Genomic DNA, 22,356 nt, shown 5'->3' with positions numbered 1-22,356 from the left:
CGCCGGCCGGGCGTGGTGCACTATGGCCCCGATGCGAAGAGGACTCGTTCACGCCCTGGCCTGGTCGCTCGCCACCGGCGCGGCGGTCACGCTCTCCTGGTGGGGAGTGCACACCGTGCTGTCCGGCACCGTCTACGACCCGCCGCGCGCCCTGCCGCTGCCGGTCGGCTCGCCGGAGGACCCGGTGCCGGCCGAGACGGCGATCGGCGACCCCGTGACGGCCTCGACGCGCCGCCCCTCCCCTCCCTCGGCTCCCCCGCCGTCGCCTTCCCCGGCGTCGTCCTCCCCGGCGTCGCCGAGGACCGCCGCCGCTCCGTCCCCCCGGCCCGCGGCCCCGCCGCGGACCACCCCGCCGCCGGCCACGGCGGCCTCCTCCCTGAAGACCACCGCGGTGGACGGCGGCCGGGTCACCTTCGACCTCGGCGAGAGCTCCGCCGAGCTGGTCTCGGCGATCCCGGCCTCGGGCTGGCAGATGCAGGTGTGGAAGCAGCCGACGTGGATCCGGGTGACCTTCACGCAGGACGGCCGCGAGGTGTCGGTCTTCTGCGTGTGGCACGACTCGGCGCCCCGGGTGGAGGTCGACGACCGCACGCACTAGCCGGTCGCGCCGGCGAAAGCACCGGCGGACGTACGAGCGGACGTGTCAGCGGAAGACGGACGGCGGGGGCGCGGGCGAGGCCTTCGCGGTGGCGTCGGTGACGGCCGTGGCGCCGCCGGTGAAGTCGGCGAGGGCGCGGCCGTGTTCGACGCGACCGGGGTGCGGGTCGGTGGCGACCCGGCGGGTGAGGTCGGCGACGGGGAGTTCGCGGCCCGAGGCGACGAGGACCGCGTTGCCGAAGCGGCGGCCGCGCAGCACGGTCGGGTCGGCGATCAGGGCGAGTTCGGGGAAGACCCCGGCGGCGGTGGCGATCTGGCCGCGGAGGTGGGCGAGCGGCGGGCCGTCGGCGAGGTTGGCGGCGTACGTACCTCCGGGCCGCAGCGCGCGCCGCACCTCGTCGAGGAACTCGGCGCTGGTGAGGTGGGCGGGGGTGCGGGCGCCGCGGAAGACGTCCGCGATGATCAGGTCGGCCCAGCCGTCCGGGACCTTGGCGAGTCCGGCGCGGGCGTCGACGGCGCGGACCCGGATCCGGGCGCCGGGGTCGAGCGGCAGTTCGCGGCGGACGAAGCGGACGAGGGGTTCGTCGAGCTCGACGACCTGCTGGGTGGAGCGGGGCCGGGTCGCGGCGACGTACCGGGCGAGGGTGAAGGCGCCGCCGCCGAGGTGGACGGCCTGGAGGGGGCGGCCGGGCGGGGCGGCGAGGTCGACGACGTGGCCGAGCCGTCGCTGGTACTCGAAGGTGAGCGCGGCGGGGTCGTCGAGGTCCACGTGGGACTGGGGGGCGCCGTCGAGGAGCAGGGTCCAGGCGCGGGGGCGGTCGCGGTCGGGTATCAGTTCGGCGAGCCCGCCGTCGACGGTCTCGGAGACGGTGCCGGCCGCCGGCCGTTCGCTCTGCTTCTTCCTGGCCATCCGTCCATTATCGGCGGGTCCGGGGCGCGGCGTTCAGTGACAGCCGTCGGCCGCCTCGATGAGGCGGGCCGCCTCGCCGAGGGCGCGGCGCAGCACGGCGGGGTCGGTGACGGGGTCGGTGTCGCCGGGGGGCAGCAGCCAGCCGGCCGGGCGGGGCGCGTCCCCGGCGGGCTCGGGCAGTTCGGGGAGCTCGGGGAGGCGCAGGCCACGCCCGGAGGTGCGGGTGCAGGCGCTGCCGGGGAGGTCCCAGGCGGCGGCGGTGCCGGGCGGGACGAGGAAGCCGAGGGTGTCGCAGGCGCCGTCGTGGAGGACCGGCCCGACGGCGGGGACGCCCCGGCGGCGGAGGATGTCGACGGCCTCCAGGCCCTGCCGGGCGGGCACGGTCACCAGGTCGCAGGGCTCGACGGCTCCGGTGCCGGTCGTGGTCGCGGCGGGCACCGCGGGCGTCACCGTCGTGGTCCCGGCCGTGGTCGTGGTCGTCTCGAAAGGCGCGGCGTTCTCGGACATGGACCCCTCCTCGCTTCCCAGAGGAGACACGTTCCGTCTCTCCCATACGGTTCAACGCCCGTACGCGTCAACGGCTACGGCGGCACGCCGCCGCAAAGGATGGCAGTTCATGGCAGATCGCAGGCGAGATATCCGATTTGTAGCCAAACTCAGCGTACGCATCCGGTCACAGCAGGTACGTTCATGCCGCCGGAACACCCGGCAGCACCAGGAGAGGGCTCGGCCATGGCCATGTCACGGGCAGTTCCCAATCTCGCCTTCCGACGGCTCCGCGGGCAGCACTCCCCGGCGGAGTTCGCCGCCACGGTCCGCCGGGCGGCACGGGAGATCGGCGAACAGGTCGCGTGCGACGCCCGCTACATCGGGCGCGTGGAGGCGGGCGAGATCCGCTGCCCGAACTACGCGTACGAGCGGGTCTTCCTGCACATGTTCCCCGGCCTCACCCTCGCCGACCTGGGATTCTCTGCGCGGGAGGCGGTACGCGGCCGACGGCAGGCCGCCCCGGCCGGGGCCTCGGGGCCCCCCGCCCTCCCGACCCGGAACGATGAGGAGAGCGACGTGCTGCGTCGCGCATTCATGACGAGCGGCACCGCCACCCTGGCGGCCGCCTCCTGGGGACTCGGCTCGACCACCGCCGCCGCGATCCCCAGCCCCCGCGGCACCCACCGCATCGGCGAGGCCGAGGTCCGCGCCGTCGAGGACGCCGTGCGGCAGATCCGCCTGCTGGACGACCGGCACGGCGCCGACGGCCTCTACAAGGTCGCCGCCCAGCCGCTCCGCGGCGCCTACCGCCTGCTCGACCAGGGCACCGCCGCCCGCCGCGCCACCGAGGACCGGCTCCTCGCCGGAGCGGGCGAACTGTCCCTCTCCGTCGGCTGGCTCGCCCACGACTCGGGCCGCCACGAGGACGCCCGCTCCCACTACGCCGAGGCCCTGGCCACCGCCCGGGTCTCCGGGGACGCGGCCCTGGAGGCGCACGCCTTCTGCAACACCTCCTTCCTCGCCCGCGACACCGGCCGCTACCGCGAGGCCGTCCGCGCCGCCCAGGCCGGACTGCGCGCCGCGTGCCCGCTCGACTCCCCCCGGCTGCTCGCCCTGCTCTCCCTGCGCGAGGCCGCCGCCTGGGCCGGACTCGGCGACCGCTCGGCCGCCGAGGAGTGCCTCGGCCGCGCCCACGACCACTTCGCCCGCGGCCACGCCGACCAGGACCCCGAGTGGATGTCCTTCTTCGGCGAACCCGAACTGGAGGCCCTCGAAGCCCACTGCTGGGCCGCCCTCGGCGACTGGAGCCGCGCCGCCCGCCACTCGTACCGCGCCACCGTCCTCCAGCACCCCCGCTTCGCCCGCAACCTCGCCCTCTACCGCGCCCAGCTCGCCGGCCACCTCGCCCGCGCCGGCCGCCGCGACGAGGCGGAGGCGGAGGCGCGACGGGTGGCGGAGTCGCTGGACGGGATCGCGTCGGCGCGGATCAGGGGGCTGCTGGCCGAAACGCGGCTCATCCTTACGGGTGGGTGAGGGCGGGGCTGTCGGATCCGATAGCCGATAGCCCGGACGTCGGACATTGGATCCGAAAGATCGGATCCAATGTCCGGGAGGTTGGATCCGGGAGGTCGGATCCGAAGTCCCGGAGGTTGGATCCCGGAAGTTGGATCCGATATCCCGAAGGTTGGATCCGGGAGGTCGGATCCAAAATCCCGGAGGTTGGATCCCGGAAGTTGGATCCGATATCCCGGAGGTTGGATCCGGGAGGTTGGATCCGAGCCCGCGCTCAGCCCTCCAAGTGCCCCGTGTCGTTCCAGCGCTCGATCGCCGGCTCGCCGTACGCCCAGCCCAGGACCGACAGGCTCGTCGGGTCGAGGCGGATGCGCGAGGCGAAGGAGACGTGCTCGCCGAGCCAGCGGGCGCCGATGGAGCGAAGGATGTGGCCGTGCGCGAAGACGAGGACGTCGCGGTCGGCCGAGCGGGCCCACTCCACGACCTCGTCGGCACGGGCCGACAGCTGGTCGAGGGACTCGCCCTCCGGGACGGCGTCGCGCCAGATCAGCCAGCCGGGGCGGAGTTCCTGGATCTGGGCCGGGGTGAGGCCCTCGTAGGCGCCGTAGTCCCACTCCATCAGGGCGTCCCAGGGTTCGGCGCGGTCGCCGAAGCCGGCCAGGGCGCAGGTCTCGCTCGCGCGGACCAGGGGGCTGGTGCGGATCTCGACGCCCGGAAGGCCCTGCCAGGGGCCGCGGTGGAGGCGCTCGCCGAGCAGCTCGGCGCCGCGTCGGCCCTCGTCGAGCAGCGGGATGTCGGTCCTGCCGGTGTGCCGGCCGAGGAGCGACCACTCGGTCTGGCCGTGTCGGGCGAGCAGGATGCGCGGTGCCATGGGCGGGACTCTCCAGAGATTGCGCGGATGCGGGAGGGACGGGCGCGCGCCGTCGGGCGCCCCGGAGGGTCCCTCCATCATCCCGCAGGTGGCCCCGGCGCGAACTCCCGGTGTCCCCGGGGCGGAACCCGCCCGCGTTGTCAGTGCCGGATGGGAGACTTCCGCGGGTGAGCGTATCCCTGGACGACGGCGGGTCACGGCCGCCGCAGACGACCGACCCCGTGCCGACCCCGGCGAGCCGGCGCAGGACGCGGGAGAGACTCGCCGAGCTGCGCGGCCCGGCGGTCCCGCCGCGCCCGCTGGACGCCCGGGCGCTGGCCGCGCTGGCCGCGAACCCGGGGTGCAGGCGCCGCGCGCTGCTCGACGGCGCGGGGGTCGACAAGGGGGCACTGGCGTCGCGGCTGGGTTCGCCGGCGCCGTTCGGGCAGTCGCAGTTCGCGATCGTGCGGGGCAACAGCTTCGAGGCGAAGGTGAAGGCGGACGGCGGGCGCGAGCTGCTGCGGCTCCTGGGCGTCGAGGACCCGGGGGCCGTCTCCGTACCCGATCTGTCGGCGTCCGGGCCCGAGGGGCGGACCGCGCGGACGGCGCTCGCGCTGCGCGAGGCGACCGCGGGCGACGGGTGGACGCTGCTCGACCATCCGCTGCTGACCCTGGAGGTGGCGGGCTCGCCCGTGCACCTGGAGCCGGACGCGGTGGTGGTGGACCCGGCCGGGCGGTGGACGGTCGTGGAGATCAAGTCGTTCCCGATGATCGACGGGGCGGCGGACGCGGCGAAGGTCGGCGCGGCGGCCCGGCAGGCGGCGGTGTACGTGCTGGCGCTCGAAAGGGTGGCGGCGCTCACCGAGGGGGCCGAGGTGCGGCACTCGGTGCTGCTCGTCTGCCCGAAGGACTTCTCGAACCTGCCGACGGCCTCCGTGGTCGACGTGCGCAAGCAGCAGGCGGTGACCCGGCGGCAGCTGGAGCGGCTGACCCGGATCGACGAGATCGCCGAGGCGCTGCCGGAGGGGCTGAGCTTCGACGTCCAGGGCTGTTCGGCGGAGGAGCTGTCGGCGGCCGTGGAGGCGGTCCCGCACGCCTACGCGCCGGAGTGCCTGGCCGCCTGCGAGCTGGGCTTCCACTGCCGGTCGCGGGCGCGGGAGGCGGAGGCGGTGCAGACCCTGGGCCGTTCGGTGCGGGGCGAGCTCGGCGGGCTGACCACGATCGGCGCGGTCCTGGCCGCCGCGCGCGGCGAGGAAGGGGAGCCGGAGGACCCGGCGGTGGCCGCGCTGCGCCGGGCGCGGGCCCTGCGGCAGGAGGCCCTGGCCGAGGCGGAGGCCGCCGCATGTCGCTGATCGCGCACCTGGCCCGGATGGAGGCCGTGGCGGCGGGCCGCGCCCAGCCGCTGGCGACGGTCCGGCACCGGCACCTCGCCGGGCGGCCGCTGGTCCTGGTGCCGCTGACCACGGCGGGCGAGGCGGGCGCCCCGCTCGGCGCGCTCGTCGGCACCGACCCGGAGGAGCCGCGGCTCCTCGTGGTGCCGCAGCCGCGGGACCGGGAGCTGCGGTTCGCGTTCCTCGCCGAGCTGGCCGAGGAGGTGCTGCCGTACGTCGACGGGTTCGCGGACGCCGTCGAGCCGGTGGAGCGGAAGGACGCCGCCACCGGGGAGAAGGTCCAGGTCGAGCTGTGCCTGGACGCGCCGCAGCTGATCGTGCCGAGCCGGGCCGGGATCGAGTACGTACGGCTCCTGGGGCGGTCGACGCGGTTCCGGCGCACCGCCGAGCAGGACCCGGACACGCCGTATCCGGCGCCGCCGCGCGTGCCGCTGCTCGGCCGCTGGCTGACGCACTACGGGGAGCGGGCCCGGGTCCCGGGCTCCTCGCTGCTGCTCGCGGCGACCGATCTGCTCAACCGGCACTGGGCGACCGGCCAGTCCTCCCTGGAGGACCAGCACCTGGGGGCGTTGCTCGCCTGGATCGACCGGTCCGACGAGCCGGGCGCCGAGCGGGGCGACCGGGCCGCGTACCGGGCCGAGCTGGGGAGGGACGAGCGGGGGCAGCTGCTGTGCCCGCCGGCCGGGCCCGCGACCGACCCGGCGTTCGACAACGATCTCCTCGCGCCGGCCATCGAGGCGTACGACCGGGCCCGGCAAGCGGTCGGCGCCGCGGAGGACGGCGAGACGGCCGACGCGGCCCTCGCGGGGCTGCACCGGGCCGAGCGCGAGGTGCGGCGGCTCGTCGTCTCCCAGCTGAAGCCGACGTGGGACGCGACGTGGCGGGCGCTGGGGCTGCTGCGCGCGCTGCCCGAGGGGGCGCGGGTCGAGGACCGGTGGACCCGGGACCGCTGGTCGTTCACCGCGCACCGGGACCGGATCGCGGCGGGCGAGCCGCCGCAGCCGCGCCGCGACGACGCCGTGACCGCCGCCGCGAAGCTCGCGGCGCGCGAGCAGGCGCAGGGGCAGCTGGACGCCCAGGAGGCCCTGGACGATCCGCTGGTGTTCGCCGGGCGGCGGCTGTCCGGGGAGGCGTTCACCGCCGAGGTCGCCGAGGTGGTGATGGCGTGGACGGAGTCGAAGCGGCCCGCGCCGCGCCCGCTGCTGACGGTCCGCACCGAGGACCGGCCGCATCTGGACCCGGGCGTGAAGGTGTACCGCTCGCTGGACGGCAGGCCGCAGTCGGCGGAGTTCGTGGGCCGGGAGGAGGACGGTGCGCTGGTGCTGCGGCTCCTGGACAAGATGGGCCGGTCGAAGGAGCCGGCGGAGGGCACGGTGCCGGAGAAGGGCGAGCGGATCGCCTGGACGCTCTTCGAGCACGACACGCGGGTGGGGCCGAGACTGCCCGACCCGGAGGAGACGCCGTGGACCCACGGCGGCCCGCCGCGCCACGCCGACACCGCCGAGCTGTCCGACGCCGTGACCCCCGAGGACCTGCTGTGACCGTGTACGACCCCGCCGTGCTCGACCCCGCCGCGGCCGCCGCGAAGGCGACGGCGGAGATCCTGGAGTCCACGCTCCACGGCACCGCCCGGGGTGTCGTCGTCGACTCGCCGCCCGGTGCCGGGAAGTCGACGCTGGTGGTGCGGGCGGCGCTCGAACTGGCCGCCGCGGGACGCCCCCTGATGGTGGTCGCGCAGACGAACGCGCAGGTCGACGATCTGGTGCTGCGGCTCGCCGAGAAGGAGCCTGACCTGGAGGTGGGCCGGCTGCACTCCAGCGACGCGGACCCGTACGACAAGGCGCTCGACGCGCTGGAACAGGTACGGAAGTCGGCGAAGGCCGGGGACCTCGCCGGGCTGCCGGTGGTGGTCTCGACGGCCGCGAAGTGGGCGCACGTGAAGAACGTGGAGCCGTGGGCGCACGCGATCGTGGACGAGGCGTACCAGATGCGTTCGGACGCGCTGCTCGCCGTGGCGGGGCTCTTCGAGCGGGCCCTGTTCGTGGGCGACCCGGGGCAGCTGGACCCGTTCTCGGTGGTGGGCGCGGACCAGTGGGCGGGGTTGTCGTACGACCCCTCGGCGAGCGCCGTGTCGACGCTGCTCGCGCACAACCCGGAGCTGCCGCAGCACCGGCTGCCGGTGTCCTGGCGGCTGCCGGCCTCGGCGGCGCCGCTGGTGTCGGACGCCTTCTACCCGTACACGCCGTTCCGTTCGGGCACCGGTCCCGGCGACCGCCGGCTCGCCTTCGGCGTGCCCTCGGACGGCTCGGCGCCCGACCGGGTCCTGGACGAGGCCGCCGCGTCCGGCTGGGGTCTGCTCGAACTGCCCGCCCGGCACACCCCGCGCACCGATCCGGAGGCCGTGCACGCGGTCGCCCTGGTGGTCCGGCGCCTCCTCGACCGGGGCGGCGCGGCGGTCAGCGAGCGGTCCGACACGCCGGTGGCGCTGACCGCCGGCCGGGTCGCGGTGGGCACCGCCCACCGGGACCAGGCGGCGGCGGTCCGCGCGGCGCTCGCGGCGCTCGGCGTGTCGGGGGTGACGGTCGACACGGCGAACCGGCTCCAGGGCCGCGAGTACGACGTGACGGTCGTCCTGCACCCGCTGTCGGGGCGTCCCGACGCCACGGCCTTCCACCTGGAGACCGGCCGCCTCTGCGTCCTCGCCTCCCGCCACCGCCACGCCTGCGTGGTCGTCTGCCGCGCCGGGGTGACGGACCTCCTCGACGAGCACCCCTCCACGGAACCGGTCCAGCTCGGCGTCACGGTCAAGTTCCCCGACGGCTGGGAGGCGAACCACGCGGTCCTGTCGCACCTGGCCGAGCACCGGGTGCGCTGGGCGGACTGACCGTCAGGAGCGGTGGGCGGCGGCGCGGAGGACGGAGGCGCCGGTCCGCGCAGCGCTGATCACCCGTCGGTGAGGCGGGGGCCGGCCGCGAGGGCGAGGAGTTCGTCGACCGACCACTGGTCGTCGACGTGCTCGCCGTACTTCGCGGCGGCGATCCGCCCGTCCGGGGTGACGAGGAAGTCCGCGGGGAGGCCGGTCCGGCCGCCGGGCTGGGCGGCGGCCGGGAGGCGGCCGCGGCCCCGGAGCAGCTCCACGGCGCCCGCGCAGACGCCCCGGACGATGCCCGGCCAGCCCCGCGGGTCGAGCAGGGACCGGCGGTGCGCCTCGACGCCGAAGGCCGCGTAGAGCTCCTTGCGGGGGTCGGCGACGACGGCGAAGGGGAGGTGGGCGACGTGCTCGCGCAGTTCCTCGGCGGGTGAGTGGAAGAAGACCACCTCCCGGATCCCGGCCCGCTCGATCTCCTCGTGGCGCCGGGCCACGGAGCGGAGGTGGAGGTTGCAGACGGGGCAGCCGGCGAAGCGCCGGAACTGCACGTGGACGACGCGCCCGGGGTCCGGCACGACCAGCGGCGGACCGGCGACCGGGGCGAGCGTGCGGACGGGGACGGTGTCGCCCGGCCTCAGGCGGACCCGGGCGGGGGCGGGGGCCGGTGCGGGGGCGGGGGCCGGAGCGGGGGCGGGGGTCGACGAGGGCGTGCGCATGGGACACCTTCCGTGGGAGGGCTCGTAGGCGTACGACGTACTCCTAAAGGTGTAGGCGTAGGGCGTACGCTGTCAAGCGCCATGCCACGACCCCGCTCCCTCACCCCCGAACGGCTCGCCGCCGCCGCGCTGGCCGTCGTCGACCGCGACGGCCTCGCGGCCCTCTCCATGCGCACCGCCGCCAAGGAGCTCGGCATGAGCCCGATGGGGCTCTACCGGTACGTCTCCGACCGCGAGGAGCTGGAGCGGCTGGTCGTCGACCGCATCCTCGGCGCGGTCGACACGACCCCGCCGCCCCGCGACACGCCCTGGCGCGAACGGGTCGAGCTGATGACCGGACGGCTGCGCGAGGCCGTCGCCCGCCACCCGGAGGCCGTCCCGCTCACCCTCACCCACCGCCACCGCTCCCCCGGCGGGCTGCGCTGGTCGGAGACGGTGCTCGGCATCCTCACCGAGGCCGGGATCGACGGCCCCCGGCGGGTGGTCGCGCTGCGGGCGCTCCACGCGTACGTGACCGGGGCCATCCAGCTGGAGCACAGGGGCCCGCTGGCGGGCCCGGGGACGGAGGCGATCGCCGGACTGCCCGGCGGGGAGTTCCCGCTGCTGACGGCGACCGCCCGGGACGCCGGCGGCGTCGGCCCCGACGAGGAGTTCCTCGGCGGGCTCCGGATGCTGCTGCGCGGCCTCGGGGGCTGACCCCCGGAGGCGCTCTTGCGGGGCGCGGGAGAATGGGGGGTGGTCCGGCATTCCGGGCCTGCGCGTGTGCGAGGAGGAGCGGAACGATGGCGGAACCCGCGGAGCGGAGCGGACAGCGGCGGTTGCGGCCGGCGCCCCTGATCTTCGAGCCTGCCGAGGCGACCGCCGATCCCGAGCACTTCTTCGACCTGGAGTCGATCGAGGACCCGAAGGAGCTGCTGGCCCGGGCGACCGAGCTGACCCTGGCGTTCCGTGCGGCGACGGACCGGGCGGTCGAGTTCCAGGCCGTGGCGGCGGCGCAGCTCGCCGACCCGAAGCGGTTCGACCGGCTGACGGCGGCGGACGTCGCCGAGCGGGCGGCGTGGACCGAGGACTACGCGCGGAAGATGATCGAGTACGGGCGGGACCTGATCCGCGCGGACGGGCGGCCGGCGGAGGACTGAGCCTCCCCGGAGAAGCGGACTCCCCCTCCGGGGAGGGGGAGAACGGGCGTTCGGCATATGCGCCGGGCCATATGCGGGGCGCACGATACTCCCCCGGGGTCGACCGTGTCCGCCTTTTCGCGACTCCCGGCATCCGGTCCGTCACCGGCGGTAGACCTGTTGCATGACGACGACCTGGCTGCGCGACGAGACCACCCCGTACACCCCGTACGGCGTCCTCCGCTTCCTGCGGGCGGGGGACGAGGACCGGCACCAGACCGCCCGGGTGACGGCGGACGGCGCCGCCTGGCTGGCGTCGGCGGCCGGCGGGGACCTCGGGGCGGCGCTGGCGCGCTGGGAGGCACGGCCGGAGTCGCCGGCGGTGCTGCCCTGCGGGACGGCCTTCGACGTCGTCAACGTGGATCCGGTCTTCGGGCGGCGGATGCTGGACCGGCTGTGGGAGGAGGGCCCGGGCTCGGGTCCGGTGGCCACGCACCGGGGCCGGACGCTGCTCTTCACCGCGCCGGGCACCGCCCAGCGGCTGCCCGCGCTCCTCGACTGGGAGGAGTGGGGGGAGGCCGTGCCGCGGCCGATCTGTCACGGGACGGGCGACGCGGTGACCGTGCCGCCGCTGGTGCCGGCCGGGGAGGAGTCCACCCGGCCCCGGTGGCTGGTCGCCCCCGACACCCGGAACCCGTGGCTGCCGGGTCCCGAGGTGGTGCTCTGGGCCTGCGTGCGGGCCGCCCGGATGGTTTCGGCGGCCGACGTGCGGGTATCGATTTTCGCTCCCGCGGGTGAGGGTGCTAATGTCTACGACGTCAGCAGGCGCCGCTAGCTCAGTTGGTTAGAGCAGCTGACTCTTAATCAGCGGGTCCGGGGTTCGAGTCCCTGGCGGCGCACCGACAGGAAAGACCCCCTCGCGGAAGCGAGGGGGTCTTTCTGCTGCTCGGGACCGGGGGTCAGTCCGTGCTCGGCGGGGTGATCTTCACCGTCCAGACGCCGGACTCGCTGCGGTCGGAGACCTCGACGCGGACGTCCGTACCGGGCACGGTGAGCGTCTCGCCGACCTCCATCGGGGCGTCCGCGAGCGGCGGGTAGACCGAGCGCTCCCAGCAGGCCTCGGTGCCCGGATGGGCGTCGACGACCTGGACCGGGCCCTCGCCCGAGGCCGCGCGGGCCTTGACCCGGTAGACCAGGACGCCCTCGGTGCAGGTGTCGGCGTCGTTGCCGGTGGCGGCGCGGGCCTCGATCGCGAGGACGCTGTCCCGGCCGGTGCGGACGACGGCGAGCCGGGTGGAGCGGGCGGCCGGTGTCGCGGGGGCGGTGGAGACGGGCTCCAGGCCGACCACGCGCGGCTCGCCTCCCTGGACGCAGGCCACCTGGGAGCGGTCCAGCCAGCCGAGCTTCCACTTGTGCCAGCCGAAGGGGTCGGGGGCGAGCCCGAACTGGCTGCCCATGACGTCCCAGTCGCCCACGTGGGTGTCCCAGTCGCCCTTGCCGTCGGCCGGACGGCGGTAGAGGTCGGGCAGGTCGAAGACGTGGCCGGTCTCGTGGGCGAGGACGTTCCGGTCCGGCGGGTGCCGCTCGAAGACGGTGACGACCCGCCGGATCTTCGCGCCGTCGACCTCCAGCGGGCGCTCCAGGTTGACCACCTTGGTGGCGTCCGAGTCGACGCCGGGCGCGTCCGGGTCGGCGACCAGGTAGACGATGTCGTACCGGGAGAAGTCCACGGAGCCGTCGGCCGCGGCGACCGCGTCCCGCAGGTACTCCGCCCGCTTCCCGGCGTCCCAGTCACGCCGTATGTCGTACTCCGTGGACGGGCGGGGCATCGGCGTCCAGACGGCGCGGGGGTGCGGGCGCAGGGTGAACCGGCCGTAGGAGGCGCGCTGGAAGAACTCGGTGGTGGCCGGGAAGTGGTCGGCGGTCAGCTCCTCGGGGGTGGTCAGCGGGGCGGCGTCCGGGAACGACAGGAAGATCATGACCGCGTCGAGCGCCCGCTCGGGGCGCGGATAGGAGCCGTTCCAGCTGTCGACGCCGAGCGAGTGGTGGGCGGCGGTACGGGGCAGGGCGCAGGGTCCCGCCGAGGGCGCGGCCACGGCGGGCCCGGCGACCAGGCCGGTGGCCGCGAGCGCGGCGAGCGCCGTGAACGAGGCGGCTCCGGCGCGCAGCCGGGAGCCCTCCACTCCCCCGGGTGGCTGCTGACCCTCCACGTGGACCTCCGGTTCGCGAGTGCGGGACACCTCCCCCACCTTGTGACGGTTCGCGGTGTTTCGCATGTTTCCGCTGCCCCGGTCGGGTGAGAGCGTGGCGTCCGGTGGACGCGAGACGGGCGGAGTTCAGCTCACGGACAGTCACATTCGGTCATCCCGGAGACGCCGTGCGTCAGACCCGAGCGGAATCGGTCGAAGGGGCGGCTCCCGGTGTCCGGACTCACACCGTCCGCGCCCCCGCTCCCCCGCCCAGGAGCTGGAACGGCCCCCCGGGCTGGCTCTATGATCGGCAGACTTGTCCGGAGGCCGACCATCCTGACCACATGTGAACGGCCCCCCAGCACCACGGGAGCGAGCGGTGAGCGGAACCCCCGAAGGACCGGTACACCCAGAACCGCCCGGCATCCCGCCGGCCCGCCCGGCACTCACGGAGCGTGAACTCCGCGACTACCGGGCCGCCTTCCGCGCCTCCCGGCTCGCCATGGCCCTCGTGGACCGGGACGGCCTGGTCGTCGCCGCCAACGACTCCCTCGGCGCCCTCCTCGGCACCGACGGCGCCGCCCTGCGCGAGCAGGCCGCCGCCGACCTCGTGGACCTCGCCGCCGACGGACGCACCTGGCACGCCTACCGCGAGGTCCTGCGCGGCCGCCGCTCCCGCTTCCGCTGCACCCGCCGGCTCAAGCACCCCGACGGGCGCAAGCTGTGGGCCGAGGTCACCGTCGCCCCGGTCCCCGACACCGGCCGGGTGCTGCTCTCCGTCGCGGACATCAGCGAGCGGCGCGAGCTCCAGGCCCGGCTGCGCCACCTCCAGATGCACGACCCGGTGACCCGGCTGCCCAACCGGGCGCTCTTCTTCGAGCGCCTCTCCGCCGCCCTGGAGTGCGCGGCGGCGGAGAGCGTCGAGGCGGCCACCGGCGCGGCCGGACCGACCGAGCCGGCCGGCGCCCCGGAGCCGTACGGCTCCCCCCACGCCTACCGGTCGTACCGATCACACAGCCATGGCAGAACAGGGCGGATCGGTCTCTGCTACCTGGACCTCGACGGTTTCAAGGCGGTCAACGACACACTCGGGCACCGGGTCGGCGACCGGCTGCTCGCCGCCGTCGCCGGGCGGCTCACCGAGTGCGCCGACAGCGCCGGCTACACCCGCAGCGGCGGCCACCTCGTGGCCCGGCTCGGCGGCGACGAGTTCGCCGTCCTGGTCGAGGACTCCACCGGGACGGAACAACTCGCCGACCTGGCCCGCTCGGTGCTCGCCGCCCTGGAGCGGCCCTTCGACCTCGGCGGGCAGCGGCTCTCCGTCTCGGCCTCGATCGGCGTGGTCGAGCGTGCCGCCTTCGGCACCACCGCCACCGGGCTGATGCAGGCCGCCGACACCACGCTGTACTGGGCGAAGGCCGACGGCAAGGCCCGCTGGACGCTCTTCGACCCGGAGCGGAACGCGCACCGGATGACCCGGCAGGCGCTCTCCTCCACCCTCCGCCCGGCCGTGGAGCGCGGGGAGTTCGCCCTGGAGTACCAGCCGCTGGTCGACCTGGCCGGCGGGGCGGTGCGCGGGGTGGAGGCTCTGGTGCGGTGGAACCACCCGCAGTTCGGGGTGCTGCCGCCGAATCGGTTCGTCGCGATCGCCGAGGAGGACGGCTCGATCGTGGAGCTCGGGCGGTGGGTGCTGCGCACCGCCTGCACGCAGGCCCGGCAGTGGCAGAAGGACCATCCGCGGGAACGGCCGCTGTTCGTGAGCGTGAACGTGGCGGTCCGCCAGGTCTGGGACTCCGACCTGGTGGCGGACGTCGCGGGGATCCTCGCCGAGACCGGCCTCGCCCCGCACCTGCTCCAGCTGGAGCTGACCGAGTCCGCCGTCATGGGGTCGGCGGGCCGCCCGCTCCAGGCCCTCCAGGCGCTCAGCGACATGGGCGTGCGGATCGCCATCGACGACTTCGGCACCGGCTACTCGAACCTCGCCTATCTGAGCCGGCTGCCGGTCTCCGTCCTCAAGCTGGACGGCTCCTTCGTGCGCGGCTTCCAGGACGAGGAGCACCCCAACCCGGCGGACGAGCTGATCGTGGAGGCGCTGGTGCAGCTCGCCCACCGGCTGGGCCTGACGGTGACGGCCGAGTGCGTGGAGACCGCGGGACAGGCGGCGCGGCTGCGGCGGATCGGCTGCGACACGGGCCAGGGCTGGCTCTACTCGCGGGCGGTGGCCCCGGACCGGATCGCCGCGATGATCGAGGGCACGACGCCGCTGCGGGTCTGAGGCCGCCGGGCGGCGCGGGCATGGAACTGCCCCCGGCCGGAGGGACATTCCGGGCGGGGGCAGCGGTTCATGCGGGGTTACGCGGGGCGGTCAGGGCTTCAGCAGGCGCCGAGGTCCTGCCAGACGCCCCACTCGCCCGTGGTGCCGGGGGTCTCGTTCTGGGTCCACCACTTGGCCTTGTACTTGCGGCCGTTGTGGGAGACCTCGTTGCCCGCGTTGTAGACCTGGCCGGCGACGTAGGCCGGGACCGAGCCGCAGCCGGCCGGGGGCTGCGTGGTCGGGGGCGTGGTCGGCGGGGTGGTGGTCGGAGGCGTGGTCGGCTCCGTCGTGGGCGGCGTGGTCGGCGGGACGGTGGTGCCGCCGAGCGCGGTGTTGATCTGCTTCAGCAGGGTGACGTTCTCGTCCAGGCCGAGGAGGGAGTACATCATCGCGCCGCCGAGGCCGCGCTGCTTGCCGTAGTTCACCCGCTCCTGGATGGACTTCTGGTTCAGGCCGGTGAAGAACTCGCCGTCCTTGTAGAAGTACGAGGACTTGGCCTGGTCGTCCCAGAAGGTGGTCGACGCGTTGTCGACGATGCCGCCCAGCTCCTTGTAGTGGGCGATGCCGGCCTGCTGGCTCAGCGGGCGGGCGTTCGAGCCGCCGGTGGCGGTCTGCGCGAGGCCGTTGGTGGTGCCGGCGGGCACGCCCTTCCAGCCGCGGTAGTAGAACTCGTAGCCGAGCGTCAGCTTGTTGGCGGGGAAGCCGCCGGTGATGCCGTAGGTCGGGTTGCCGTCGATCCAGGAGTCGATGGCGGCGTCGACCGAGTACTTCTCCTGGCCCGGCGCGATCACGTCGGTCGGGTCGTTGGAGCCGGAGTACAGCGGGGACTGGTGGTACGTCGGCCCGTCGCCGTCCCAGGCGCCGTGCATGTCGTACGTCATGATGTTCGCGTAGTCGAGGTACGCGCCGATCTTGTCCGTCTCGATGTACTTGATCTTGTCCTGGCCGGCCGGGAGGGCCGCGGTCAGCATGTACTTCTTGCCGCCGTTGGCCGCGCCGTACTCGTCGAGCTGCTTGCGGAACTCGGCGAGGAGCAGGGTGAAGTTCTGCTTGTCCTCGGGGCCGTAGTGGTTGCCCAGGTGGCCGCCGGAGGAGCCGGGGTACTCCCAGTCGATGTCGATGCCGTCGAAGATGCCGGCCGCGGTGCCCGCGCCGCCGAAGCCGCCCTCGACCGGGAGGTTGCCCTTGAGGTACTGGTCGATGCAGGAGGAGACGAGCTTCTTGCGGCTCGCGTCCGTCTTGGCCGCGTCGTGGAAGTACTTGGAGTAGGTCCAGCCGCCGAGCGAGATGTTGATCTTCAGGTGGGGGTACTTCGCCTTCAGCTCCTTGAACTGGTTGAAGACGCCCACGATCGGCTGGTCCCACTTGTCGGCGACGCCGTCGACGGAGTCGGCCGCGGAGAAGGACTTCTGGTAGTCGGCGTAGGAGTCGCCCGCGCCGTCGCCCGCGTTCGGGTTGTTGTCGTCACCCGCGGCCTTGTTGGCCATGAAACACGTGAGGTTCGTCGGGTGGATGTTGCCGAACGAGTAGTTGATGACGTCCAGCTGGCTCGCGATGCCCCGCGTGTCGAGGTGCTTCGGATAGAACGCGTTGCCGTACACGCTCCACTGGTCGTAGTACGCGATGCGCACCCCGCCGGCGGAGGCGGTGGTCGAGGCATCGGCGGCCTGGGCGGAACCGAGGCCCGCGGTGGCGGCGAGGGCGCCGGCCGCGAGGGCCGAGCTGAGCAGCGCGGCGATCAATGACTTACGGGGGTGCACGAGCGTCCTCCGATGGGGGGTACTGGTGGTGCCGTACAGGAGTTGGAGCAGTGATAGCCCCCGCATGAACGGCGCGTCAATGGTCTGAACCAGATTGAGGACTAGACCAATTCGAGGGCGAAAGCCCTCGTCAGAGGCGTGCAGCACAAAACGAAACCGCTCGCCACCATGCGTGACGAGCGGTTTAAGGTTTCTTTAGGGAAGCCGGCGAGGTGGTTCGACGGTGAACCAGTCGCTCATTCGGAACCTGGGATTCAGCCCAGCCGCGGCATGTCGTACGCGTCCGCGACGAGTTCGTAGCTCCGCAGCCGGGCCTCGGCGCCGTGCACGTTGGCGGTCAGCATCAGCTCGTCGGCGCCGGTCCGCTTCCGCAGCTCGTCCAGGCCCTCGCGGACCGCGTCCGGGGTGCCGTACACGACGTTCGCCAGCCAGCCGTCGGCGAACTCGCGCTCCACCGGGCCGAATCCGTACGCCTCCGCCTCCTCCGGCGTCGGGATCAGCCCCGGCCGGCCGGTGCGCAGCCGCAGCATCGACAGCGCGCCGGTGAGCACCTGGCGGTACGCCTCCCGCTCCTCGTCGGCGGCGAGGACGCCGACGCCGATGAGGCTGTAGGGCGCGTCGAGGACGGCGGAGGGGCGGAAGGACTGCCGGTAGAGGTCGAGCGCCGGGATCGTGTGGCGGGCGGAGAAGTGGTGGGCGAAGGCGAAGGGGAGCCCGAGGAGTCCGGCGAGCCGGGCGCTGAAGCCGGAGGAGCCGAGCAGCCAGACCGGAGGCCGGCCCTTCGGACCCTGCACCGGGCCGGGCACGGCGTGGATCCGGGCGTAGCGGTGCGCGTCCGGGAAGTCGTCGTCCAGGAACCGGGTCAGCTCGGCGAGCTGCTCCGGGAAGTCGTCGGCACCCTCGTGGAGCGTCTCGGTGCGGCGCAGGGCGGCGGCGGTGGCGCCGTCGGTGCCGGGGGCGCGGCCGAGGCCGAGGTCGATCCGGCCCGGGGCGAGCGCCTCCAGGGTGCCGAACTGCTCGGCGATCACCAGCGGGGCGTGGTTGGGGAGCATGACGCCGCCGGAGCCGAGCCGGATGCGGCTCGTGTGGGCGGCGAGGTGGGCGAGGATGACGGCCGGGGAGGAGGAGGCGACCCCGGGCATCGAGTGGTGCTCGGCCACCCAGTGCCGGTGGTAGCCGCGCCGCTCGGCGAGCCGGCTCAGCTCCACGCTGGTGGCGAGCGCCCGGCTCGCGGTGGAGCCGCTGCCCACGGTCACCAGGTCGAGGACGGAGAGGGGTACGGGGGCGGAGCCCAGGGCCTCCCCGCGTATGGCGTCCCCCGCGGGGCCGTCCGTCGTTTCTGCCTCTGCCTGGGTGCCGGTCTCGCTCACCGTCCGGTCCTTCCTCCATCGAGTACGTCCATCCGTGCGGCAACAGGGGTCCGGTGGCCCTTATTCCATGTCACCCCCATACGGGACGAAGGGTGCGAACAGGGTGGCGGGGGTCACATTCCGGCCACCGGAAGATCGACGTCCGGGTCCGCTTCGCCAGAGAAAATCTTCGCCCGCCCGCCGTCCGAACGCCTGCGCGAGAGGCGTGCGGCGCCGCCCTGACCTCCCCCTCTTTCGGCCACTCATGCCCATGTCATATGCCAGAGTGGCGCGCCCCTGTACAGGACGGGGTTCCTCCGCACGATTCTCGCCAACAGCCGCCCCGTAAAGGGCCCTTGGCGGCTATCGTGGTACGGAAGCTTGCGGTCACAACCTGGTAGGGGGAAACCGTGGCGCTGAAGCCCGAGCCCACCGCGCCGTTCCACTCGGTGCAATACGCCCTGCGCGTCCTCGAGACGGTCTCGCGGCACGGCGGCGGGGTGTCGGACGTCCAGATCGCCCGGGAGGCCGGACTGCCCGTCCACCACCTCTCGTCCCTGCTCCTCATGCTCCGGCGCGAGGGGTACGTCGAACAGGTCTCCGACGGCGCGTACGTCATCGGGGACTCCCTGGTCCTCCTGGGTTCCGGCTCGACCCGCCGCGAGGCCCTGGAGGCCAAGCTCCAGGAGACCCTCACCGAGCTGCGCGACTCCGTCGGCGCCGCCGTCTACATCAGCCGGTACATCGACGGCGAGGTGAAGATCACCCAGTTCGCCGACGGGCCGCGCACGCCCAAGGTCAACGAGTGGGTGGACTTCCGCTCGGCGGCCCACGCCAGCGCGGTCGGCAAGTGCCTGCTCACCCAGCTCGACCTGAACGGCCGGCGCGACCACCTCTCCCGGCACAAGATCGCCCGCCTCACCTCCCGGACGATCACCAACGAGAAGGTGCTCTTCTCCAAGCTGGACAGCCAGCCGCCGACCGTCCCGGTCCTCGACCTCCAGGAGTACGCGGTCGGCACGGTCTGCGCCGCGGTGCCGCTCACGGCCGGCTCCGCCGTCGGCTGCCTGGCGCTCTCGCTCCCGATCGAGCACGCCCACCGGCTGCGCTCGGCCGCCGACACGCTGAACCGGCGGGCGGCCCCGGTGGTGCTGTCGCTGGCGATCTGAGGCGCCCGGAGCGAGGTCCCGGCGGGGTGGTCACGAGCACCCGTCGGGACCAGGTAGTATTTTCTCTGTCAGCAGGCGCCGCTAGCTCAGTTGGTTAGAGCAGCTGACTCTTAATCAGCGGGTCCGGGGTTCGAGTCCCTGGCGGCGCACCGACAGGAAGAGGCTCCTCGCGAAAGCGAGGGGCCTCTTCTGCATGCCCCCGCGGGTCGTACGCCCCCGGCGGGTCCGTCACGCCTGGAGGTAGGCGAGGACGGCGAGGACCCGCCGGTGGGTGTCCTCGGCAGGCGGCAGGTCGAGCTTGGCCAGGATGTTGCCGATGTGCTTGCCGACGGCGGCCTCGGTGACGACGAGCCGGCGGGCCACCTCGCCGTTGGAGTGCCCCTCCGCGACCAGCGCCAGGACCTCCCGCTCGCGCGGGGTCAGCGCGGCGAGCGGGTCCCGGCGGCGGCGCAGCAGCTGCCGTACGACCTCCGGGTCGACGACCGTGCCGCCGGCGGCGACCCGGGCCAGGGCGTCCACGAACTCCTCCACCTGCCCCACCCGGTCCTTGAGCAGATAGCCGACACCGGTGCCGTCGCCCGAGTCGAGGAGATCGGCGGCGTAGTCCCGCTGCACGTACTGGCTGAGGACGAGGACCGGCAGGCCGGGCCGCTCGGCGCGCAGGGCGACGGCGGCGCGCAGCCCCTCGTCCTGGAAGCCGGGCGGCATCCGTACGTCGGTGAGGACGACGTCCGGGTCGTGGACGGCGACCGCCGCACGCAGCGCCTCCGCGTCCCCGACCGCGGCGACCACCTCGTGGCCGAAACGGGCCAGGAGCCCGATCAGTCCCTCGCGGAGGAGGACGCCGTCCTCGGCGAGGACGACGCGGAGCTGACGCGGCACGGGATCTCCACTCGTAGGACCGTCGGCCCGCCCGGCGGGCTGGTGATCGTCAGTGTGCCATCGAGGACGGCGAGCCGGTCGGCGAGTCCGGTGAGCCCGGAGCCGCGGGCCGGGTCGGCGCCGCCCCGCCCGTCGTCCTCGACGGTGAGGACGAGGGAGCGGCCGTCGTGCCGGCCGGTGAGGCGGGCGCGGGAGGCGGCGCTGTGCCGGTCGACGTTGGCGAGCGCCTCCCGGCCGGTGAAGTACGCGGCGCTCTCGACGGCGACGGGAAGCCGGGGCAGGGAGTCGAGCACGCAGTCGACGGGGACGGCGGTCCGGTCGGCCGCGTCCGCGAGCGCCGGCCCGAGCCCGTAGTCGGCGAGGACCTGCGGATGGATCCCGTGGATCAGCTCCCGCAGCTCGGCCAGGACCTGCCCCGCCTCCTCCTGCGCCTGCGCGAGCCGCTCGGCCAGCGGCCCGCCCGGCGGCGCGTCGAGCCGGGCGAGCCCGAGGGTCATGCTGAGCGCGACGAGCCGGTGCTGGGCGCCGTCGTGCAGATCCCGCTCGATCCGCCGCCGCTCGGCCTCGAAGGCGTCGACGAGCCGCGCCCGCGAGGCGATGACCTCCCCGAGCCCGTCCCGGGGCCGCGCCCCGAGCAGCCGCCGGGCGAGCGCGCCGCGCCCGGCGGCGTACAGGCCGAGGGGGTACGCGAGCACGAGCAGCGCGAGCGCGCCGACGAGGGCGCCGGCGAAGGCCCCGGGATAGGAGGTCACCAGCACGCTCTTGAGCAGCTTGGTCTCCTCCCCGTCGGCGGCGAGCAGCACCGGCGCGGCGAGCAGCGTGGCGGGCGCGCCGAGGGCGACGGCGAGGACGAGGGCGTCGAGCGGCCACAGGACGGTGCCGAGCAGCAGCCCGTACGCGAGCTCCCGCCAGGTCGCCCGCTCCCCCGCCCGGGTCCGCACCCAGGCCCCGAGCCCGGGCGCGGCGGGCATCCGGTGCGGGTCGGGCACCGGCCGCCGGTCCACGAGCCGCAGCCGCAGCCGCTCGGCCCCGCCGAGCGCCACCCCGCCGAACAGCAGCAGCGGGATCCCGACGAGCAGGAGGGAGGCGAGCAGCAGGACGAGGAGGGCGGCGCAGACGAGCACCCCGCAGACGACCCCGGTGGCGAGGTAGCCGGCGCTCCGCCACGGCCGGGCGCCGAACGGAAACCGCAGGGCCCGCGGCGCGAGCGCCCGCCGCACGTCACGTACTTCTTCCATGACCGCCCACCGTAGGCGGGGCCGCCGGGCCGGGCCATGGGGGTGGGGGGTGCGGCGGGGGTGGGGCTGGGCCTACCCCCCGGCGGGCCCGGCGGTCAGGTGGGTTCGCGGCCGTGGCGGCGGTACCGCGCGCGCAGGTCCGCGAGCGCGGGGGCGGTGAGCGGTTCGTACGGGGAGGTGGGCGTCGGGCGCCACCAGACCGGGTCCGCGCAGAGGAAGGACGCGCGGCGCAGCGCCACGCGGTGGATCTTGTTGGTGGCCGTGAGGGGGAGGGCGGGGGCGACGCGGACGCAGCGCGGGGGCATCTTCGTGCCGAGGTCGGGCCGGGCGGCGAGGAAGCGGGCGAAGTCCGCCGGGTCGAAGGCGGTGCCGGGGTGGAGGGCGAGGGCCGCCATGACCTGGTCGCCCCTGTCGACGTACCGGTTGGCCCCGGCGCAAGTGCCGGGGACCACCCTGAGCGCGGCCTTCGGGGCGCCGGTGGAGCCGGAGGTGAAGGTGAGGAGGTAGCGGGTGGCGGGGGTCACCGGGCCGAGGACGGCGTCACCGGGGCGGGCGTCCGCGTAGGGCGCGAGGAGCTCGCCGTACGCCTCGGTGTCGGTGACCAGGACGCGTACGCCCGGCAGCGGCAGGCCGTCGAGGAGCGGCAGGTGGGCGCGCTGGGTGACGAGGACCCGGCAGGCGGTGTGGGTGATGTCGCGGGCCAGTTCGGCGCCGCGGCGGGTGGGGTTGAGACCGGCGACGGCGGCCCCCGCGAGGGCCGCCGCGCCGAGCCAGAGCGGGTACTCCGGCGTGTTGTCGAGCAGCAGGCCGAGGTGCGGCTCGCCCCCCGGCCGGGGTGGCATCAGCTCCACGAGCAGGGCGGCCCGCGCGGCGGCGCCGGTGGTGGCTGAGGGTGTGGTGCTCGTCCCGCAGCCCGGTCCGGTGGTCGCCCCAGCGGCGCCGTATGAGCTCCGCGACGGTGTCCGCGCCTGCCCGTGTCGTGGCCGTCATGGCCCGGGACTGT

19 protein-coding genes, 2 tRNA genes and 1 pseudogene are annotated in these 22,356 nt (G+C 74.7%); 12 read left to right on the top strand and 10 right to left on the bottom strand.

All coding sequences use genetic code 11. From position 1 onward, the window contains the following. The first annotated feature begins 31 nt into the window (after positions 1-31). Entirely contained in the window at positions 32-598 is a 567-nt protein-coding gene (locus AB0E19_RS11655) for a hypothetical protein (protein WP_362177017.1), read from the top strand. Positions 599-643: 45 nt separating this feature from the next. Here AB0E19_RS11655 and AB0E19_RS11650 read toward each other — a convergent pair whose 3' ends face one another. Both AB0E19_RS11650 and AB0E19_RS11645 read right to left on the bottom strand, forming a co-directional pair. Further along, entirely contained in the window at positions 644-1,507 is an 864-nt protein-coding gene (locus tag AB0E19_RS11650; RefSeq protein ID WP_362177014.1) for a fused MFS/spermidine synthase, read from the bottom strand. Positions 1,508-1,540: 33 nt separating this feature from the next. Continuing rightward, positions 1,541-2,014, bottom strand: coding sequence for a hypothetical protein (locus tag AB0E19_RS11645; RefSeq protein ID WP_362177011.1), 474 nt, complete (start codon positions 2,012-2,014; stop codon positions 1,541-1,543). Between the two features lie 225 nt (positions 2,015-2,239). Between AB0E19_RS11645 and AB0E19_RS11640 the strand changes: the two genes are divergently transcribed. Beyond that, the gene (locus AB0E19_RS11640; protein ID WP_362177008.1) at positions 2,240-3,529 is read left to right on the top strand and encodes a tetratricopeptide repeat protein; all 1,290 of its coding nucleotides are present in this window, start codon (positions 2,240-2,242) and stop codon (positions 3,527-3,529) included. Between the two features lie 253 nt (positions 3,530-3,782). On the opposite strand, the gene AB0E19_RS11635 is transcribed toward AB0E19_RS11640, so the two are convergent. Beyond that, positions 3,783-4,379, bottom strand: a complete 597-nt coding sequence (locus AB0E19_RS11635; RefSeq protein WP_362177005.1) for a histidine phosphatase family protein — start codon at positions 4,377-4,379, stop codon at positions 3,783-3,785. Between the two features lie 221 nt (positions 4,380-4,600). Between AB0E19_RS11635 and AB0E19_RS11630 the strand changes: the two genes are divergently transcribed. The 3 genes from AB0E19_RS11630 to AB0E19_RS11620 are packed head-to-tail and all read left to right on the top strand — an operon-like array spanning position 4,601 to position 8,633. After that, positions 4,601-5,710, top strand: coding sequence for a hypothetical protein (locus AB0E19_RS11630; RefSeq protein ID WP_362177303.1), 1,110 nt, complete (start codon positions 4,601-4,603; stop codon positions 5,708-5,710). After that, positions 5,701-7,290: a hypothetical protein gene (locus AB0E19_RS11625; protein WP_362177002.1), complete on the top strand. Its 1,590-nt coding sequence runs from the start codon at positions 5,701-5,703 to the stop codon at positions 7,288-7,290. The genes AB0E19_RS11630 and AB0E19_RS11625 overlap by 10 nt, the downstream gene beginning before the upstream one ends. Further along, positions 7,287-8,633, top strand: coding sequence for an AAA domain-containing protein (locus tag AB0E19_RS11620; RefSeq protein WP_362176999.1), 1,347 nt, complete (start codon positions 7,287-7,289; stop codon positions 8,631-8,633). The genes AB0E19_RS11625 and AB0E19_RS11620 overlap by 4 nt, the downstream gene beginning before the upstream one ends. A gap of 59 nt (positions 8,634-8,692) precedes the next feature. Here AB0E19_RS11620 and AB0E19_RS11615 read toward each other — a convergent pair whose 3' ends face one another. After that, on the bottom strand, positions 8,693-9,334 hold the full coding sequence (locus AB0E19_RS11615; protein WP_362176996.1) for a peroxiredoxin-like family protein: 642 nt from the start codon (positions 9,332-9,334) through the stop codon (positions 8,693-8,695). Positions 9,335-9,415: 81 nt separating this feature from the next. Here AB0E19_RS11615 and AB0E19_RS11610 point away from each other — a divergent pair, with 81 nt between their 5' ends. From AB0E19_RS11610 to AB0E19_RS11595, 4 genes are all read left to right on the top strand, one after another. Continuing rightward, on the top strand, positions 9,416-10,030 hold the full coding sequence (locus AB0E19_RS11610; protein ID WP_362176993.1) for a TetR/AcrR family transcriptional regulator C-terminal domain-containing protein: 615 nt from the start codon (positions 9,416-9,418) through the stop codon (positions 10,028-10,030). An 86-nt stretch (positions 10,031-10,116) separates the two neighbouring features. After that, entirely contained in the window at positions 10,117-10,473 is a 357-nt protein-coding gene (locus tag AB0E19_RS11605) for a hypothetical protein (RefSeq protein ID WP_360603364.1), read from the top strand. Between the two features lie 163 nt (positions 10,474-10,636). Continuing rightward, the gene (locus tag AB0E19_RS11600) at positions 10,637-11,287 is read left to right on the top strand and encodes a hypothetical protein (RefSeq protein WP_362176989.1); all 651 of its coding nucleotides are present in this window, start codon (positions 10,637-10,639) and stop codon (positions 11,285-11,287) included. Beyond that, positions 11,278-11,351 (top strand) — tRNA-Lys (locus tag AB0E19_RS11595). Before AB0E19_RS11600 ends, AB0E19_RS11595 begins: the two co-directional genes overlap by 10 nt. 60 nt (positions 11,352-11,411) lie before the next feature. Here the strand turns inward: AB0E19_RS11595 and AB0E19_RS11590 are convergent. Further along, entirely contained in the window at positions 11,412-12,662 is a 1,251-nt protein-coding gene (locus AB0E19_RS11590; protein ID WP_362177300.1) for a M6 family metalloprotease domain-containing protein, read from the bottom strand. Between the two features lie 403 nt (positions 12,663-13,065). Here AB0E19_RS11590 and AB0E19_RS11585 point away from each other — a divergent pair, with 403 nt between their 5' ends. Beyond that, positions 13,066-14,916, top strand: coding sequence for an EAL domain-containing protein (locus tag AB0E19_RS11585; RefSeq protein WP_362177297.1), 1,851 nt, complete (start codon positions 13,066-13,068; stop codon positions 14,914-14,916). A 98-nt stretch (positions 14,917-15,014) separates the two neighbouring features. On the opposite strand, the gene AB0E19_RS11580 is transcribed toward AB0E19_RS11585, so the two are convergent. Next, positions 15,015-16,715, bottom strand: a complete 1,701-nt coding sequence (locus tag AB0E19_RS11580; RefSeq protein ID WP_362176986.1) for a glycosyl hydrolase family 18 protein — start codon at positions 16,713-16,715, stop codon at positions 15,015-15,017. Between the two features lie 254 nt (positions 16,716-16,969). Continuing rightward, positions 16,970-18,085 carry an LLM class flavin-dependent oxidoreductase gene (locus AB0E19_RS11575; RefSeq protein WP_362176983.1) on the bottom strand — a complete coding sequence of 372 codons (1,116 nt, stop codon included), beginning with the start codon at positions 18,083-18,085 and terminating at the stop codon, positions 16,970-16,972. 389 nt (positions 18,086-18,474) lie between these two features. On the opposite strand from AB0E19_RS11575, the gene AB0E19_RS11570 reads away from it, so the two are divergent. Continuing rightward, positions 18,475-19,233, top strand: a complete 759-nt coding sequence (locus tag AB0E19_RS11570; RefSeq protein ID WP_362176980.1) for an IclR family transcriptional regulator C-terminal domain-containing protein — start codon at positions 18,475-18,477, stop codon at positions 19,231-19,233. Between the two features lie 75 nt (positions 19,234-19,308). After that, positions 19,309-19,382 (top strand) — tRNA-Lys (locus AB0E19_RS11565). A gap of 79 nt (positions 19,383-19,461) precedes the next feature. Here the strand turns inward: AB0E19_RS11565 and AB0E19_RS11560 are convergent. The 3 genes and pseudogenes from AB0E19_RS11560 to AB0E19_RS11550 form a co-directional block, all read right to left on the bottom strand. Beyond that, entirely contained in the window at positions 19,462-20,115 is a 654-nt protein-coding gene (locus tag AB0E19_RS11560; RefSeq protein WP_362176977.1) for a response regulator transcription factor, read from the bottom strand. Further along, positions 20,055-21,353 (bottom strand): sensor domain-containing protein, encoded by a 1,299-nt coding sequence (locus AB0E19_RS11555; protein WP_362176974.1) that lies wholly within the window; start codon positions 21,351-21,353, stop codon positions 20,055-20,057. Before AB0E19_RS11555 ends, AB0E19_RS11560 begins: the two co-directional genes overlap by 61 nt. Before the next feature lie 95 nt (positions 21,354-21,448). Then, positions 21,449-22,343 (bottom strand): annotated as a pseudogene (locus AB0E19_RS11550) (AMP-binding protein). Between the last annotated feature and the right edge of the window lie 13 nt (positions 22,344-22,356).

The organism is Streptomyces sp. NPDC047974, assembly GCF_040653375.1.
Classification (GTDB): Bacteria; Actinomycetota; Actinomycetes; order Streptomycetales; family Streptomycetaceae; genus Streptomyces.
The sequence above is the reverse complement of the archived record's forward strand: the minus strand, read 5'-3'. Positions and strand labels throughout refer to the sequence as shown.

Excerpts from the sequence above, each read along its gene's own strand:
- AB0E19_RS11655 (WP_362177017.1), top strand. The coding sequence starts at position 32 with ATGCGAAGAGGACTCGTTCACGCCCTGGCCTGGTCGCTCGCCACCGGC.
- AB0E19_RS11650 (WP_362177014.1), bottom strand. The coding sequence starts at position 1,507 with ATGGCCAGGAAGAAGCAGAGCGAACGGCCGGCGGCCGGCACCGTCTCC.
- AB0E19_RS11645 (WP_362177011.1), bottom strand. The coding sequence starts at position 2,014 with ATGTCCGAGAACGCCGCGCCTTTCGAGACGACCACGACCACGGCCGGG.
- AB0E19_RS11640 (WP_362177008.1), top strand. The coding sequence starts at position 2,240 with ATGGCCATGTCACGGGCAGTTCCCAATCTCGCCTTCCGACGGCTCCGC.
- AB0E19_RS11635 (WP_362177005.1), bottom strand. The coding sequence starts at position 4,379 with ATGGCACCGCGCATCCTGCTCGCCCGACACGGCCAGACCGAGTGGTCG.
- AB0E19_RS11625 (WP_362177002.1), top strand. The coding sequence starts at position 5,701 with ATGTCGCTGATCGCGCACCTGGCCCGGATGGAGGCCGTGGCGGCGGGC.
- AB0E19_RS11615 (WP_362176996.1), bottom strand. The coding sequence starts at position 9,334 with ATGCGCACGCCCTCGTCGACCCCCGCCCCCGCTCCGGCCCCCGCCCCC.
- AB0E19_RS11610 (WP_362176993.1), top strand. The coding sequence starts at position 9,416 with ATGCCACGACCCCGCTCCCTCACCCCCGAACGGCTCGCCGCCGCCGCG.
- AB0E19_RS11605 (WP_360603364.1), top strand. The coding sequence starts at position 10,117 with ATGGCGGAACCCGCGGAGCGGAGCGGACAGCGGCGGTTGCGGCCGGCG.
- AB0E19_RS11600 (WP_362176989.1), top strand. The coding sequence starts at position 10,637 with ATGACGACGACCTGGCTGCGCGACGAGACCACCCCGTACACCCCGTAC.
- AB0E19_RS11555 (WP_362176974.1), bottom strand. The coding sequence starts at position 21,353 with ATGGAAGAAGTACGTGACGTGCGGCGGGCGCTCGCGCCGCGGGCCCTG.